Annotated in this window: 17 protein-coding genes; 6 read left to right on the top strand and 11 right to left on the bottom strand. The window is 42.6% G+C overall.

Translation table 11 applies throughout. The features are described from left to right. Positions 1-66: 66 nt before the first annotated feature. From NSU11_RS18045 to ssuE, 8 genes are read right to left on the bottom strand one after another with little or no spacing between them, the layout of a single operon-like run. Entirely contained in the window at positions 67-810 is a 744-nt protein-coding gene (locus tag NSU11_RS18045) for an amino acid ABC transporter ATP-binding protein (protein WP_024426377.1), read from the bottom strand. Next, positions 807-1,517 carry an ABC transporter permease subunit gene (locus NSU11_RS18040; protein WP_034621843.1) on the bottom strand — a complete coding sequence of 237 codons (711 nt, stop codon included), beginning with the start codon at positions 1,515-1,517 and terminating at the stop codon, positions 807-809. The genes NSU11_RS18045 and NSU11_RS18040 overlap by 4 nt, the downstream gene beginning before the upstream one ends. Positions 1,518-1,533: 16 nt before the next feature. After that, positions 1,534-2,376 carry a transporter substrate-binding domain-containing protein gene (locus NSU11_RS18035; RefSeq protein WP_024426375.1) on the bottom strand — a complete coding sequence of 281 codons (843 nt, stop codon included), beginning with the start codon at positions 2,374-2,376 and terminating at the stop codon, positions 1,534-1,536. A gap of 17 nt (positions 2,377-2,393) precedes the next feature. Further along, on the bottom strand, positions 2,394-3,155 hold the full coding sequence (locus NSU11_RS18030; RefSeq protein WP_024426374.1) for an amino acid ABC transporter permease: 762 nt from the start codon (positions 3,153-3,155) through the stop codon (positions 2,394-2,396). A 13-nt stretch (positions 3,156-3,168) separates the two neighbouring features. After that, positions 3,169-3,732 (bottom strand): GNAT family N-acetyltransferase, encoded by a 564-nt coding sequence (locus tag NSU11_RS18025; RefSeq protein WP_149126178.1) that lies wholly within the window; start codon positions 3,730-3,732, stop codon positions 3,169-3,171. 26 nt (positions 3,733-3,758) lie between these two features. After that, positions 3,759-4,013 (bottom strand): glutaredoxin family protein, encoded by a 255-nt coding sequence (locus NSU11_RS18020; RefSeq protein ID WP_025093857.1) that lies wholly within the window; start codon positions 4,011-4,013, stop codon positions 3,759-3,761. Beyond that, positions 4,013-5,038 carry an LLM class flavin-dependent oxidoreductase gene (locus NSU11_RS18015; RefSeq protein WP_149126179.1) on the bottom strand — a complete coding sequence of 342 codons (1,026 nt, stop codon included), beginning with the start codon at positions 5,036-5,038 and terminating at the stop codon, positions 4,013-4,015. Before NSU11_RS18015 ends, NSU11_RS18020 begins: the two co-directional genes overlap by 1 nt. Beyond that, positions 5,022-5,573: an NADPH-dependent FMN reductase gene (gene ssuE, locus NSU11_RS18010; protein ID WP_149126180.1), complete on the bottom strand. Its 552-nt coding sequence runs from the start codon at positions 5,571-5,573 to the stop codon at positions 5,022-5,024. The genes NSU11_RS18015 and ssuE overlap by 17 nt, the downstream gene beginning before the upstream one ends. 149 nt (positions 5,574-5,722) lie before the next feature. On the opposite strand from ssuE, the gene NSU11_RS18005 reads away from it, so the two are divergent. Then, positions 5,723-6,613, top strand: coding sequence for a LysR family transcriptional regulator (locus NSU11_RS18005; protein WP_048237680.1), 891 nt, complete (start codon positions 5,723-5,725; stop codon positions 6,611-6,613). A 39-nt stretch (positions 6,614-6,652) separates the two neighbouring features. Here NSU11_RS18005 and NSU11_RS18000 read toward each other — a convergent pair whose 3' ends face one another. After that, positions 6,653-7,981 carry an LLM class flavin-dependent oxidoreductase gene (locus NSU11_RS18000; protein ID WP_149126181.1) on the bottom strand — a complete coding sequence of 443 codons (1,329 nt, stop codon included), beginning with the start codon at positions 7,979-7,981 and terminating at the stop codon, positions 6,653-6,655. Positions 7,982-8,355: 374 nt separating this feature from the next. Here NSU11_RS18000 and NSU11_RS17995 point away from each other — a divergent pair, with 374 nt between their 5' ends. Next, entirely contained in the window at positions 8,356-9,168 is an 813-nt protein-coding gene (locus NSU11_RS17995; protein ID WP_025093861.1) for a zinc-dependent metalloprotease, read from the top strand. Positions 9,169-9,218: 50 nt separating this feature from the next. Here NSU11_RS17995 and NSU11_RS17990 read toward each other — a convergent pair whose 3' ends face one another. Next, the gene (locus NSU11_RS17990) at positions 9,219-9,404 is read right to left on the bottom strand and encodes a 2-hydroxymuconate tautomerase (RefSeq protein WP_003214939.1); all 186 of its coding nucleotides are present in this window, start codon (positions 9,402-9,404) and stop codon (positions 9,219-9,221) included. 113 nt (positions 9,405-9,517) lie between these two features. On the opposite strand from NSU11_RS17990, the gene NSU11_RS17985 reads away from it, so the two are divergent. Together NSU11_RS17985 and NSU11_RS17980 are read left to right on the top strand one after the other, a co-directional pair. Then, positions 9,518-10,174 (top strand): site-2 protease family protein, encoded by a 657-nt coding sequence (locus NSU11_RS17985; protein WP_024423770.1) that lies wholly within the window; start codon positions 9,518-9,520, stop codon positions 10,172-10,174. A gap of 12 nt (positions 10,175-10,186) precedes the next feature. After that, positions 10,187-10,705, top strand: a complete 519-nt coding sequence (locus NSU11_RS17980; protein WP_024423769.1) for a YwhD family protein — start codon at positions 10,187-10,189, stop codon at positions 10,703-10,705. Positions 10,706-10,829: 124 nt separating this feature from the next. Here NSU11_RS17980 and NSU11_RS17975 read toward each other — a convergent pair whose 3' ends face one another. After that, complete coding sequence (locus NSU11_RS17975; protein WP_198456632.1) at positions 10,830-12,899, bottom strand: transglycosylase domain-containing protein; 2,070 nt, start codon at positions 12,897-12,899, stop codon at positions 10,830-10,832. 224 nt (positions 12,900-13,123) lie between these two features. Between NSU11_RS17975 and speE the strand changes: the two genes are divergently transcribed. Both speE and speB read left to right on the top strand, forming a co-directional pair. Next, positions 13,124-13,954, top strand: a complete 831-nt coding sequence (gene speE / locus NSU11_RS17970; protein ID WP_025093862.1) for a spermidine synthase — start codon at positions 13,124-13,126, stop codon at positions 13,952-13,954. Between the two features lie 69 nt (positions 13,955-14,023). Further along, positions 14,024-14,896, top strand: coding sequence for an agmatinase (gene speB, locus NSU11_RS17965; RefSeq protein WP_024423766.1), 873 nt, complete (start codon positions 14,024-14,026; stop codon positions 14,894-14,896). Positions 14,897-14,936: the final 40 nt, after the last annotated feature.

The raw sequence follows: 14,936 nt of genomic DNA, 5'->3' as shown, positions 1-14,936 counted from the left end.
ATGGCTAGAACAGACTGGTTTTTATTTTGCGCAGAAACAAGCCGACCGCATGGATCGACTTGTATTTTATGAATGGTGATAAGAGAATCTCGCTAAAAATTGTTTTGTACGTTCTTCTTTCGTCTGTTCAAAGACTTCTTCCGGCGTACCTGATTCGACAATGACCCCATCCTCCATGAAAATGACCCTATCGGCAATATCATAGGCAAAGTTCATCTCGTGGGTGACGATGATCATGGTGACACCGGTTTGGGCTACCTGTTTAATGACATCAAGCGTTTCTCCTACAAGTTCGGGATCTAATGCTGAGGTCGGTTCGTCGAACAAAATGACTTCTGGATTCAAAGCCAGTGCCCGTGCAATGCCGACGCGCTGCTGCTGTCCGCCAGATAATTGATGCGGATAGGCATCCTTTTTCTCTAGTAGTCCGACCTTTGTGAGTAATTGGAGAGCTGTGTCATAGGCTTGATCTTTCGGTTGTTTACGGGCAATGACTAAACCTTCCATGATGTTTTCAAGTGCTGTTTTATGAAGAAATAGATCGTATTGCTGAAAGACCATGGCGGTTTTTCTGCGAAGTGCGAGAATGTCTTTAGGCCTTGCTTGATTGAACTTGACGGTCGTGTGATCAATGCTGATTTCTCCTTGATCCGCACGCTCAAGAAAATTCAAGCATCGCAGAAAGGTTGATTTCCCAGAACCGCTCGGACCTAAAATGACGACCACTTCGCCTCTTTCTACCGTTAAATCAATTCCTCTCAGAATCTGGTTTTTACCGAACGCTTTATGCACCTGTTTGATATCAATCATGCCAATCGTCTCCTTTTGTTTTTGTGTCCATATTTCTCGTATAAGGCTGTAATGGCTTCGATAGAGGCACACAGTGCCCAGTAAATCAGAGCAACGGCGATGTAGGCTTCAAGATAACGATAGTTCACATTGGCTTTGATTAAAGCGCCGTTTAAAATATCGACCACAGACACCATAGAAACGAGAGAAGAGGCTTTGATTAAACTGATCAGCATGTTGTTCAAAAGTGGAAGGGCGATGGGAAAGACTTGCGGTATAATGACCCTTCGTAAGATCTGTTTGCTGGTAAAACCAACGGATAGAGCAGCATCGAATTGCCCCTTTGGAATAGATGCAAGAGAGCTTCGAAATATTTCAGATAACCCGCTTACGGCATATAAAGTAAGGGCGAAAATGGCAATCCATCGTCTGTCCAAATCACTGAAACGAATCTGAAGAGAAAGAGATGCAGCCAAACGATCCAGCGAATCAGAAAAAAGAAGATAAGATACGAGCAGAATGAGGACAACAGGAATTGCTTTAAAAATAGCCACAAACCATTTGAACAATGGAGACAATACAGGCACCTGATAAAAACGGATAAGGGCAATACCAAATCCAAAGACAGAGCCAAATAATAGCGGGAGAAAGCCTAATAGCAGCGTCGTTGGCAAATAATGAAGTGCGGCTAAAAAGGCCTGCAGCATAAAGGCAACATCAAAATCCACTCAGATCGCTCCTTTCTTATGATGTAGTAAAGTCTCCGCCCAATATTTTCTTAGACAATTCAGCGAGCTTGCCGTTATCGATCAGTTTTTGTAATGCTTGATCAATGTCTTTTTGAAGTTTTGTATTGTTTTTTTGATATAGATAATATGTTTTAGATACGTTTACAGGCTTTCCAGAGGTGACTAGATTGGCATTGAATTGTTTGTTTAGTTTGTTGACGTCATACTTTGTGAGCAATGCCGCATCGACTGTGCCATTTTGAAGGTTTTTGACGAGAATTTCGTTCCCGCCATCTCCGTAGACAATGTCAATTTTCCGATCATGCTTTTTGTTATATTGCTCTAGAAGATAAGCGAAATTACTTCCTGTAGAGGTGTGCACTTTGTGTCCAGCCAAATCGTCAAGGCTTTGAAAATCATGACCGGATGCTTTATCAACAACCACATAGCTTGTATAATCTGTGTAGCCAACTTTTCCAAATAGATATTTCTTCTGGCGCTCATCATTGATTTCATATTGATGGGCAGCGAGATCTACTTTACCAGCATCTAAAGCGGGCAGAATATTTTTAAATTCGAAGGATTCATATTTAAACTTATATTGTGGAAGCAGCTGATCCACTTCGTCTAATACAGCCTTCTCATAGCCTGTTAGTTGACCGTTTTCATCTAAGTAAACGAAAGGCTGATAAGCGTTCCCTGTGCCAACGATGATTTCTTTCGCATCTGGATCATTATTCGCTGCTTCTGCTTTGACTTCATTCGATTGTTCTGTATTTCCGCAGGCAGCAAGCAGCAATGAGCCAAGTGTAAGCAGACCGATGATGTAATGTTTTTTGAATCGTTTGTTATTTTTCATGTGAAATCCTCCTCGTTTTACTTCGCACGCTTTTCGACAGTGAAGGCCGTTTCGGGTCTTTTTAAGGAAACGAATGTCGTCTGACGCTGTTTTCTTGTTTTCGGTGTATTGATCCGTTTTTCCAATAGATCAAACGCTTTTTCCAGCAGCATACTTAACATAATAAAAATGACGGCAGCAATAAAGTATCCTTCTAATACGCGATAGTATAAAGCCCCTAATGTTTGGACCTTTCCTATAATATCCATCACGCCTAGTGTAAAGGCGAGGGAGGTGTTTTGTAATAAGTTCACAATGGCCACGCCGATATTCGGGAGCGCAATTCTTCCTGCTTGAGGAATGAGTGTTCTTCTATAAATCTGCCATTTCGTCAGCCCAATTGAGGCAGCCGCTTCATATTGAGATGCTGGGACACTTGATAAGGCTGATCGGAATATTTCTGAAAAGTAGGCAGCTGTATTGAGTCCATATGTAATATAAAGAAAGATCAATTTGTTCCACATGGAGATATCAAGGCCAATTGCTGCGAGCACACCTGGCAGACCATAAAAGACAATAAACATTTGAACCAGGATAGGCGTTCCGCGAATAAATGAGACATAGACTGCACTGAGTTGATGCAGAACAGGAATGCGCTCAATTCGAAAATAAGCAAGGATGAATCCAAGAAAGCTGCCAATCAAAGTGGCAAATAAAACAATCAGCAAGGTCGTTGGAAGGGCTGATAATACTTTAGGAAAAAGTGTGACTACATACTCCCATTTGAAAAACTCACCCACGTTGAATCACCTCCTATGTAGAAGTCGTTTCGACTTTTTCTTCTGTGGGTGGTGCCCCTAAAATGGCTGGATCAAAGCGTTCAGGGATAAGCACTTTATACATCAAAACACCTAAATCTCCATTTTCAGCCTCGCGTTCAATATATTTTGTATATCCTTTTCGTTCGTACATCTCTAAAAGCCAAGGGTGTTTCCGGCCAGAAGTGCCTAGTGTATAAGCAGGCGCTTTATATGTCTGCCGGAGCAAGGTGTTTTCTACATAATCGAGCAGCCTATTTCCAATCCCTTGACCGGCTAAATCAGGAGCTGTCGCAAACCACCAGACAAATGGATAGCCTGAGACCGGCTCAGTGCTCTCCCAAGGAAAACGTATGGTGATGGTGGATATGAGCCGTCCGTCTCGTTCTAATACAACGGCAGCGGACTGTGTGATGTTTTCTGTGACCATTTCAAGTGTAGCGTTCGTGGAGGGCCAATCGATGCCCATTTCACCAAGCGGTTTAAATGCACTGGACAGCAATTCTAAAAAAGCTGGCGCATCTTCTTCGGTAGCGATGCGAAAAATATCTCGACTCATGACAAACCTCCATTCAAAATGTAATGTCAGATTAACGCTTTTTTTAAAGTCTCGATATCTGGATTCAGCAATGCTTGATACACGTGGGGATCATGACTGATCTCAACTACAGGCACATAGCGGACACCGTATTTTGCTTCTAAAATGTTTCTGTAATCATCATGTTCTGTGACATCAATCGTTGAAAAAGGGATCTGCTGATCGTTGAAGTAGGATTGAATGTCCTTGCAATAACTGCATCCATTTTTGCTCCATAATATGATTTTTTGATTGTTTGACATTAGACGTTCACCTCTTGATTGTTTGGTTTTTGGTTTGTTTGTTCTTGATCAAGTGCTTCTTTTAATAAAGTGATAGACGTGATCCTTTCATCAATATTTACGATCGGCGACAGCACGATGAATTCATTGATATCGTATGACTTTGCCAGCTCAGTCAGCCTGTGATGAACGGTTTCTTTTGTGCCAGCGGTATAACCGGTTTTTTGTACGTGAATGTTGTACTGTTCCTTCTCCGTTTCTTTCACCAGTTTTTCTGCATCCTCTAACGATGTGACATTCAGCTTTCTTCCATCAGAAAAGGAGACCTTTACTGTTTCCTTTTGTTTGATATGTGAGAGTGCTTGCTCGGGATCATCGGCTACAGAAACGGTGATAGCAAGAAGGAATTGCTGGCGGGTGCCCGCTTTCTGATATGTTTGGAAGGCCTCTCTTGCTTCTTTTAATAAGGCTTCATCTCCATTAATAAAAAAGGCAAAGACAAAGGAGATACCAAGTTTTGCTGCAAATTCAGCGCTCTCTATACTTCCCCCTAAAAGGAACATGTCAGGTGATAAACGAGGGATGGGCTGAGCATTCAATTCATTTGTGTGTTCCGTCAGATAAGTTTTGAGATCCACTAATTTTTGAGAAAAATCCTTCCGTGACGCCTGATAATCTTCCTGAAGAGCTTGTGTCGATAGGTTAAGTCCTCCAGGCGCTTTCCCAACACCTAAATCGACTCTTCCAGGCGCTAATGATGCGAGGACGTGAAATGTTTCAGCCACTTTAAACGGGCTGTAATGCTGAAGCATGACACCGCCAGACCCAATTCGTATGTTGTTTGTTTTTGCTAAGAGATAGCCGGCAAGAGCTTCAGGGGAAGAACCTGCTACTTGAGGGTTATTGTGATGTTCAGACACCCAAAACCTGTGATAGCCAAGCTGATCCGCTGCTTCAGCCAATCTGACAGTATGCTGAATGCCCGTCTCTGCGTTCTCGTTTTCACCGACAAGGCTTTGATCAAGAATACTAAGGGTGAACGACATTGGCTGTTCCTCCTATCAGACTTTGATATTGAGATAATGCGAGGTTTAACCTGTTTGTGGCATCTGAATCAAGTAAGTAATCACCTGACTCCTGCTTTGTGACCTGTTGATCCACAACATACACGCCAGATTGCACAAACGTTGCACCAAGTTGATGAATAATCGGTTTAAGAGCATATTCAATGACGAGCAGGTGGCCGTAGGTTCCTCCTAAAACAAACGGAAGGACGGGTTTTCCTTGTAACGCTTTCTGTGGAAGTAAATCTAAAAACGTTTTTAAAATACCGGAAAATGACGCTTTGTAGACAGGCGTTAACACAATGACACCGTCACTCTCATTCACAAGTTCAATGGCCTTGACAACTTCTTCGTTTGAAAAGTCCGCACGTATTAGTGCGCTGCTAGGCAGCTGGTGAACTTGAATGATATGTACATCGATTCCATTGATCGTTAAATGCTGCTGAACATGATGCAAAACACCGGTTAATCGAGATTGGACGGAATGTCCGCCTGCTATAATCGTTACTTTCGTCAATTTGTCTCCTCCATTTCACATAATTCCTTCTAAACAACTTGGAATAGTTGATAATATAAATTATAATAAGGCAAACCAATTGAAAAGTATAATTAGTAATCATAAATACACGATTCAGTTATTTAAAATATAGAGAAAAGAGGGGTTTTATGGAGATTCGTGCGATCCGCACCTTTGCCACCATTGTGAAATATGGGAATTTTTTAAAAGCAGCAGAAGCACTGAATTATTCTCAGCCAACCATTACCTTGCACATCAAGCATTTAGAAGAGGAAATTGGAGAGAAGCTTCTAGAGAGAGGGAAGACCTTAAAGTTAACAGCTTCAGGACAGCTTTTTTATGAAAGAGCCAATTCTTTACTCAATGAATATGAGAAACTGACGAAAACGCTTCAAGATTTAGAAGTGGGCATTGCGGGATTCATTCGCATCGGTGTTTCTGAGCCTACTGCCAGTTTAGAATTCCCGGCGCTCCTTGCAGAATTCAAGGAAAGGTTTCCGAATGTAGAATTTTCGGTACAAGTAGCAGATGCGAATACCCTGAGTTCCTTGCTTTCGCATGATGAGATTGATTTTGCGATTTGCGGTGCACCAGAAGCTTCGATGGAAAATAGCTATAAGCCGCTTTTTCAAGATGATATTGTCCTGCTGGTTCCGTCCTCCCATCGATTGGCGGAAAAAGATGCAGTGGAGGTAACTGATTTAGAAAATGAGACTATACTATTCACACCTCACAATTGCCCCATCCGTATCCAAATTGAACAACAAATCGTCGATGTCATTGGGACAAATTACAAGAAATTAGAGATTACTAGCAGCATGTCCCATAAACACTATGTTCAGGCGGGCTTAGGAGTATCTCTGTTTACACGAACGGCTCATTCTTTTACACTCCCCGGTACGAAGGTATTAGAAATAAAGGGCATTCAAGTTTCCCCGCCAGTTGGTCTATTGAGGAAAACAAATGATACGCCTGGAAGAGCTGTGCTCCAGTTTATTGATCTCATTGAAAGTCGATTGCACCAGCACCAACCATCATAAAAAGAGGGGTTAGCCTTTATGCTAGCCCCTCTTTTAAATTTATTTTACTGTTTGTTTCAGAAACTGATTCTTCTTCATCGGCAGACCTAAGTTTTCGCGAAGGGTATGAGCTGGATAATTTGGGTCGTAATATCCTCTTTCGACTAATATCGGAATGACGTGCTCCGTCCATTCGGATAAACCGCTTGCTAAAATTGGAGCGCCAAAAATAAATCCATCTGCGGCGTCCTCTTCGATCCATTGAATTAATTTGTCAGCTACTTGTTCGTAAGTGCCGAAAAAAGCACTTTTTGGTGTGGTCACTTGTAAAGCGACTTCTCTTAAGGTCAGGTTTTGATCTTTGGCCATTTTCTTAATGGACTCTGTTGTGGATTGGAAGCTGTTTGACCCAGCGTCACCTATATCCGGAAAAGGTTCATCAAGCGGGAATTGACTGAAGTCCAAATGGTCAAAGAATCGGCCGAGATAATGCAGAGCTTCTTCAATAGAGACTAGATGTTTAATGGCTTCATATTTTTCTTCAGCTTCTTCGACTGTTTTTCCTGTAATCGGGTGGATGCCAGGGAATATTTTGATCTCGGATGGTTTTCGACCAAACGCTTCGGCTCTATTTTTCACGTCGCGGTAATAGGCTTTTGCCTTTTCAAGTGAATCGGCATTTGTAAATACAGCGTCTGCTTCTTTTGCGGCTAGATCTTTTCCTGCCTCTGAAGCGCCTGCTTGGAAAATCACGGGCTGCCCTTGTTCAGAGCGCTCAATATTTAAAGGACCTTTGACAGAAAAGTGTTTGCCATGATGGTTTAAGGTGTGCAATTTATCTCGGTCGAAGAAGACACCTGTTGATCGATCTCTTACAAAAGCATCTTCTTCCCATGAGCTCCAAAGCCCGTTCACTACATGTAAATACTCTTCTGCAATTTCATATCGAAGTGAGTGGCTAGGATGCGAACGGATGATGTGATTTTCAGCAGAGCCCTCTAATGGGGAAGTCACAACATTCCAGCCTGCCCGGCCTTTACTTAATTTGTCCAAGGAAGCAAATTGCCTGGCAATGGTAAAGGGCTCACTGTATGAAGTGGATACAGTACCCACAAGTCCAATCTGTTTCGTGACTGTGGCAAGTGCAGATAAGATGGTTAATGGTTCAAATCGGTTTAAGAAATGAGGAATCGAATGTTCATGAATATATAAGCCATCTGCCACAAAGACAAAACGGAAACCCGCTGATTCCGCTTTTTTGGTCATCTCTTGATAATAATCAATGTTAACACTTGCATCTGCTGGCACCGATTCATCCTTCCATGCATTCATGTGACCTCCTGGGCCATGTAACATTAATCCAAATTGTATGTGCTTTTTTCCAGACATGCCGATCGTCCCTTTCGTTTTTGAGGTAGCAATGTTTTATGTTCTTCATCATAAGGCAGAACCGCAGAGAAGTATAATTGGTATCAGTAAAGTGTGACTTTATCTTTTCTAATATCATTTTTTGTTTCTTTCAGATGTGACATTAGGTCCATGATATTATTTCTTAAAAACATGAGTGTTTACTAAGTAAATGACCCAGACCAAAAGCGCTATTTTTCGATGAAATGTGTGTCAAAATATCCGAAAAATTAGTGAAAATGACGTAATTCGACTTTCTTCCTGTGCATCTAATTCCCTGTTTTTGACTGAATAGAAGGAAAATGGTGAATTTTCAGTGAATATATAACCTTGTGAAAAACAAAGGAGGGATAGGAATGAAAAAGCGTTCAGTCTTTTTGTCATTTTTATTGGTAGGTAGTTTGTTACCGGGGGTAAGTTCAGCTTCAGCACCAGTAGCGAGTGCAGGTCATGGGCATGATCATGGTCATGCGCCGTTCGAAACCCATATTAGTGAGGGGTTGCCAAAAGCAAAGGATTTTAAAGATTTGAAGACAGCACCTCCAATTGAACGAGATGTGACAACAAAGGTATTAGATGAGTCTGGTAAGCAGGTAGGCTCAAGAACCTTTAAGGCCAATACAGGAGATTCAATTTCAACAAAGGCAAGCACAGGCAGTCAGAAGGTCACTGTTTATGCTGTCGCTGATGCGCAGTATCGTGCGAAATATAGTGACTGGCAAACACGGATTGTCAGCATCATCGAGCAAGCAGATGTCACGTTTAACCGTGATCATGATGTGGACTTTGTCGTACAAGCAGTAGGATCATGGACGTCTTCGGGTTCAAATGCAGAGCAAATTTTGTCTAACCTTGCGCGCAGCTTTGATGGCAGAGGATATGACTTTGTCACTGGATTTACAGCAAATCCAAACTTTGATGCTGGCGGAATCGCTTATGTTTACAATAGTGCACCAAGCGGAAGTGCATTCGCCGTTAACCTTGATCAAGGGACAGCGAACACTGCAAAAGCGGCTACGCATGAATACGGTCATAACTTTGGCTTACCGCACGACCCTCAAGGAAGCGGCATTGTCTGCCTAATGAATTATGATTATTCTTACACAGTCGATTTCTTCGATGCGGCTCATAAAAATCAAGTGAACCGTAATAAAGCTTGGTACAGATAAAATAAGAGACAAAAGGACAAACACATTGAGTGTTTGTCCTTTTTATATGCTTACAGATCGCTCATTCGTTTTCCTGCTACGGCATAGTGTTCTTTTTTCATTTCTTCAATAATAACAGAGACTTTTTCTGCACCTGCGCCTGTTGTTTCTACAACGGCATCAGTGACTTTCTCCACAAGAGCTCTTTTCTGCTCGTCTGTTCTTCCTTCAAGCATTTGAACGGTGACAATCGGCATGGCGAAAACCTCCTTTTTCCTTTAATGCTACGCTTCCCTTTAGTTTAAGGGACTTCTTATAGTATACTGAATGAAGTAAATCATTGTATAGAAAGAAAGAGGGATTCATGCCTTTGAACCAATTTCTTGTTTATCCATTAGAACTTATTCCATATGTCGCCATTACGCTTGTTGTTGCATTTACGATGCACGAGCTGGCGCATGCATATGTTGCGTACCGATTCGGAGACCCGACGGCTAAGAATCAAGGGAGACTGACGTTAAATCCACTGAAGCATCTCGATGTATTCGGGACGATTTTGATCTTTGTGGCCGGGTTTGGCTGGGCGAGACCTGTACCAGTGAATCGTTACCATTTTAAAAAACCGCGCTTAGCAGGGATTTGTGTCTCCATTGCTGGGCCATTAAGTAACTTGGTGCTGGCGTTTTTGGGCTTTTTTGTGTATGTGCTTCTTCAGAAATTTGGCGGGGAGTGGATTATGCGCTTTGAGCCGGGAGTCGATAATTTCTTTTTAATCTTTATTAACTTAAACGTCATCTTGTTCCTATTTAACTTATTACCACTTCCGCCGCTGGATGGGTATCGGATTATTGAGGACGTCGTCAGCCCCCGTATCCGGGCGAAAATGACGCAATTTGAACAATATGGGATCATTATTTTTCTCATATTCGTGATCACACCGCTGGGACAGTTTGTGTTTGGTCCATTGATCGGAATGCGGGATCAAATCATACACTGGTTTAATCTTATTTTGAAGCCGCTGCTTTAGGAGGTTTAATAAATGGAAGGTAAAAAGAAGAAACCAATTGGTTTTAACATCATTAAAAAAACAGATGCAACCGACGGACATGGAGGCTTTGGGGCAGGTGCCCTCAGCCTTGATAATATCTCGCCAGTCATTATTGATGTAGAGGAAAAGGAAGCTGTCATTGATATTGGTGCCATGCATGCAAGAAGTGCCGTCGAAAAAGGAATTAAATTTTTGAAAACAAAAGAAGAGGTGCCGAACGGAAAACCGTATTGGCTTGTATGGGTGACGATTGACCGCAGAGAAGAAGGGCCTTATTATGCAGGTGTGACGGCTTGTGAAATGACTGTTGACCGTTCGATCCGCCGCGGGTATAAGTCACTTCCAGAGCATGTGAATTTAATGGATAAATCGATGAAGCGAAAAATTGTCGTTAGTCATATGGATGACGTATCCAAAAAGGTGCTGGCTGATTTCTTAAAAGGTCATAATCAAGCGCTCTGGGACGCATCAACAGATGAATTAAAAGAAGGATTGGCTGTCCCTGAATAATTGTGAAATTTTTGTGAAGATTGGCGGATGGCTACCAATTCTCTCCGGTTTTTGAGTAAACTGGTGTTAAAGCTAGGACATGGAGAATCCCGAGATGCAGATCTCGGGGTTTTTCATGCCTTTTTTAACGTTTCAGCCACTTTTCCCACCATTTCTTTGGCTTTTGATCTTGAACTGGTTCCTGCTCAGAGGCTTTGTCCTCAGCACCATAGCAGACACCTGTCGGCTCCGTTCCTTCTATAAAATAGGTGAATACCTTTGATTCACATCCTGGACCTGCGAGGTCGCCGGTTTTTGGATTAATATATACCCCTTTGACACCGTCTGGCGGCATGAAGGAAGAGGCTGGCTGCTTCGAGAGAGCTGATTCCATAAAGGAAGCCCATATTTTTTTCGCATAGGCCGTTTCTTCGACTGAGTCAATGGTGCGGTCTTTATCATAGCCTGTCCATACACCTGTGACGAGCTGGGGAGAGAAGCCGATCATCCAGCTGTCGGCGCCTGTAGTCCCAGACTTTCCTCCGTATGTTCTTGTAAGGTCCTTTATAATGGTGCGGCCAGTGACACTTGTATAGCCGTTTAATTGATCATTGAACATGCCTGACATCATGTCGGTGGTGACAAATGCTGCTTTTTCATCGAGGATTTGTTCTCGTTTTTGTTTCTCTTCAAAAAGCACATTACCTTTTGCGTCGGTTACTTTCGTAATAAAGGTTGGTTTGACGCGTTTTCCGCCATTGACCAGCATGGCGTAAGCATTGGTCATTTCAATGGGTTTCACAGGAGACGTGCCCAGGGCAAGAGAGGGTACTTGATCTAGTTTCTCCTTGATTCCAAATGTCTTGCCTGCACGTACAAGCTGTTCCATTCCTAAAAATAGATGGGTCTTTACAGCGTAAATATTATCAGACAGTGCTAAAGCTTGAAGCATTGTAATGCCGTCATTGGCGTAATAGCCGTGATAATTGCTTGGTGAATAAGCGGCATCGCTGCCTTGATCATCTAATTCAAACACCGTTTCCTCACTGCGCATGACGGTTGCGGGTGTAAACCCGTTTTGCAAGGCAATGTAATAAAGAAGGGGTTTCATGGTTGAACCGGGCTGCCTTTTTGCTTGTGTCACCCGATTGAATGGACTTTTCTCATAATCCCTCCCGCCTATGAGGGCAAGTACATGCCCTGTTTGAGGATGGATGGCGGCAAAGCCGATTTGGATTTCTGATTTGGAATTCATCGTATTTTTTAACGTCTTTTCTGCGATTTTCTGTAATTCTGGATTGAGAGTCGTTTGGATATGAAGCCCATAGGTTTCAATCTGTTCCTCAGTTAACCCCAAACTTTGTTTCAACTCTCGAATCACATCGTCATAAAAATACGGGGCTTGCTTTGCTTGCAGCTGCTTCTTTTGCAAAGGGCGATAGGACAGCTTTTCTTTCGCAGCGTCATCGGCTGCTTTTTTCGTAATCATGCCATCCTCGTGCATTTGTCTCAAAATCATATTCTTTCTTGCGCCGGCTTTCTCCTCATTCACATAAGGGGAATAGAGAGAAGGCCCCTTTGGGATACCGGCAAGCAGGGCAGATTCAGCGAGGGTTAAGTTCTTTGCTTTTTTCCCGAAATACAGACGGGACGCTGCTTCCACACCGTACGCTCCGTGACCATAATAAATGGTGTTCAAGTATCCTTCTAAAATCTCATTTTTTGTATAGTTTTGTTCTAAACGAATCGTGTAAAAGGCTTCATTCCACTTCCGCTTCCACGTTTTATCATGATCTAAATACAGATTTCGTGCATATTGCTGGGTGATCGTGCTGGCACCTTGCACCTTAGCCATGGCACGAATATCGGCCACCGCAGCACCTGCCATCCGTTTCACATCAAAGCCATGATGCTCATAAAAGGTTTTATCTTCAACAGCGACAACTGCCTGTCTGATATGAGGAGACATCTCCTTTAATGGCACCCAATATCTCTTTTCTCCAAAGCTGGATTCTCCAAGCTTTGAGCCATCGGCTGCATAAATGGTTGTGGATTGGGGAACTTGAACAGAAGGGGCACCTTGCCATTTAGCTATTAATAGAATCGTCAAAAAGACGGTACCTGCAAATAGAAAAGCGAGCAAGCCGATAAAAAAACAGGCTCGAATCGTTTTCACGGTCATGCGGATTTTTTTATTACTCATGATTGTGTCCATGCAAAGCCCCCATTTTGACGGTTTTTTATCAGTATGGAACAAAGAAAACCGTTTTAAACAAGCGATTGCAGGAGCGCTTTAAAAAATGAAGAGAACTCATGCGGTTCTTTACAATTTGATATGAATCCACTATACTTTTTTCTTGGACAATCGATATAGTCAAAGCCGATAAAAGGCGCTAACAATAGATGTTTGTTTATTATTGGATGAGAGGAAGATGAACAATGAGCGAACTTTGGTATACAGAGAAGCAAACGAAGAATTTTGGTATTACATTGAAGGTGAACAAAACCCTTCACACAGAACAAACAGATTTTCAGCATTTAGAAATGGTGGAAACAGAAGAGTTTGGCAATATGCTGTTTTTAGACGGCATGGTGATGACGTCTGAGAAAGATGAGTTTGTATACCACGAAATGGTGGCACATGTTCCTCTTTTCACTCATCCAAACCCGGAAAATGTTCTTGTTGTAGGCGGAGGAGACGGCGGTGTCATTCGTGAGATCCTTAAACACCCAAGTGTGAAAAAAGCGACACTTGTTGATATTGACGGAAAGGTCATCGAGTACTCGAAGAAATTCCTTCCTTCTATTGCTGGGAAACTAGACGATCCTCGTGTAGATGTCAAAGTCGGAGACGGTTTTATGCACATTGCTGAAGCTGACAACGAGTATGATGTCATCATGGTTGACTCTACTGAGCCAGTTGGACCAGCTGTGAACCTGTTCTCTAAAGGATTTTACGCAGGAATCGCAAAAGCACTCAAAGAAGACGGTATTTTCGTTGCACAAACGGACAACCCTTGGTTCACACCTGAGCTGATTACAAATGTACAGCGTGATGTAAAAGAAATTTTCCCTATTACGAAGCTTTACACAGCGAATATTCCAACGTATCCAAGCGGTCTTTGGACATTCACCATCGGTTCTAAAAAATATGATCCACTTGCTGTAGAAGACAGCCGTTTCTTTGATATTGAGACGAAATATTACACAAAAGAATTGCACAAAGCGGCATTCGTTCTGCCGAAATTTGTGAGCGACTTAATCAAATAAATCAAGCGAAATGGACATGCGCAAATGACGATTTGCGCATTTTTTGAAGCGTAAAAGGAGGAATCTTGCATGAGATTCGACGAGGCTTATTCAGGAAAAGTGTTTATTGGAAGTCATCCGACATGGGAAGATGCAAAGGTCATTTTATACGGCATGCCGATGGACTGGACAGTCAGCTACCGCCCAGGTTCACGTTTCGGTCCGAACCGCATTCGTGAAGTATCGATCGGTTTAGAGGAATACAGCCCTTATTTAGATCGTGAGCTGCATGAGGTGCCATTCTTTGATGCGGGTGACATCCCACTTCCTTTTGGGAATGCACAAAAAAGCTTAGATTTAATTGAAGAGTATGTTGACAGCATTTTAGAAAAAGGGAAGTTTCCATTAGGAATGGGCGGCGAGCATCTTGTGTCTTGGCCGGTTTTCCGTGCAATGTATAAGAAATACCCTGATTTGGCCATCATCCATATGGACGCACATACGGATCTTCGTGAGGAATATGAGGGTGAGCCGCTTTCACATTCAACACCGATTCGTAAAGTTGCAGGACTGATTGGACCTGAAAATGTATTCTCTTTCGGCATCCGTTCTGGGATGAAAGAAGAATTTGAATGGGCAAAAGAAGCGGGGATGCACATTTCTAAATTTGAAGTACTGGAGCCATTGAAGCAAGTATTGCCAAAGCTAAAAGGGCGTCCAGTATATGTGACGATCGATATTGATGTACTTGACCCAGCTCATGCACCTGGTACAGGAACGGTAGATGCTGGCGGTATTACATCAAAAGAGCTGCTTGCATCCATTCATGCAATTGCAGGATCTGACGTCCAAGTCGTCGGGGCAGACCTTGTCGAGGTAGCACCTGTATATGATCACTCTGACCAAACAGCGAATACAGCGAGTAAGCTTTTACGCGAAATGCTGCTTGGATTTGTGAAATAATCAGTTGATAGAGGAGCTTGTCATCTCATGTGGACAAGCT

It is taken from the genome of Bacillus sp. FSL R5-0712, assembly GCF_038593285.1.
Lineage (GTDB): Bacteria > Bacillota > Bacilli > Bacillales > Bacillaceae > Bacillus > Bacillus safensis.
This window is presented reverse-complemented; position numbering and strand designations above follow the sequence as displayed.

What these genes read in the sequence shown, in the direction of transcription:
- NSU11_RS18045 (WP_024426377.1), bottom strand. Translation starts at nt 810, where the DNA reads ATGATTGATATCAAACAGGTGCATAAAGCGTTCGGTAAAAACCAGATT.
- NSU11_RS18035 (WP_024426375.1), bottom strand. Translation starts at nt 2,376, where the DNA reads ATGAAAAATAACAAACGATTCAAAAAACATTACATCATCGGTCTGCTT.
- NSU11_RS18025 (WP_149126178.1), bottom strand. Translation starts at nt 3,732, where the DNA reads ATGAGTCGAGATATTTTTCGCATCGCTACCGAAGAAGATGCGCCAGCT.
- NSU11_RS18020 (WP_025093857.1), bottom strand. Translation starts at nt 4,013, where the DNA reads ATGTCAAACAATCAAAAAATCATATTATGGAGCAAAAATGGATGCAGT.
- NSU11_RS18015 (WP_149126179.1), bottom strand. Translation starts at nt 5,038, where the DNA reads ATGTCGTTCACCCTTAGTATTCTTGATCAAAGCCTTGTCGGTGAAAAC.
- NSU11_RS18005 (WP_048237680.1), top strand. Translation starts at nt 5,723, where the DNA reads ATGGAGATTCGTGCGATCCGCACCTTTGCCACCATTGTGAAATATGGG.
- NSU11_RS18000 (WP_149126181.1), bottom strand. Translation starts at nt 7,981, where the DNA reads ATGTCTGGAAAAAAGCACATACAATTTGGATTAATGTTACATGGCCCA.
- NSU11_RS17995 (WP_025093861.1), top strand. Translation starts at nt 8,356, where the DNA reads ATGAAAAAGCGTTCAGTCTTTTTGTCATTTTTATTGGTAGGTAGTTTG.
- NSU11_RS17990 (WP_003214939.1), bottom strand. Translation starts at nt 9,404, where the DNA reads ATGCCGATTGTCACCGTTCAAATGCTTGAAGGAAGAACAGACGAGCAG.
- NSU11_RS17980 (WP_024423769.1), top strand. Translation starts at nt 10,187, where the DNA reads ATGGAAGGTAAAAAGAAGAAACCAATTGGTTTTAACATCATTAAAAAA.
- NSU11_RS17975 (WP_198456632.1), bottom strand. Translation starts at nt 12,899, where the DNA reads ATGGACACAATCATGAGTAATAAAAAAATCCGCATGACCGTGAAAACG.
- speE (WP_025093862.1), top strand. Translation starts at nt 13,124, where the DNA reads ATGAGCGAACTTTGGTATACAGAGAAGCAAACGAAGAATTTTGGTATT.
- speB (WP_024423766.1), top strand. Translation starts at nt 14,024, where the DNA reads ATGAGATTCGACGAGGCTTATTCAGGAAAAGTGTTTATTGGAAGTCAT.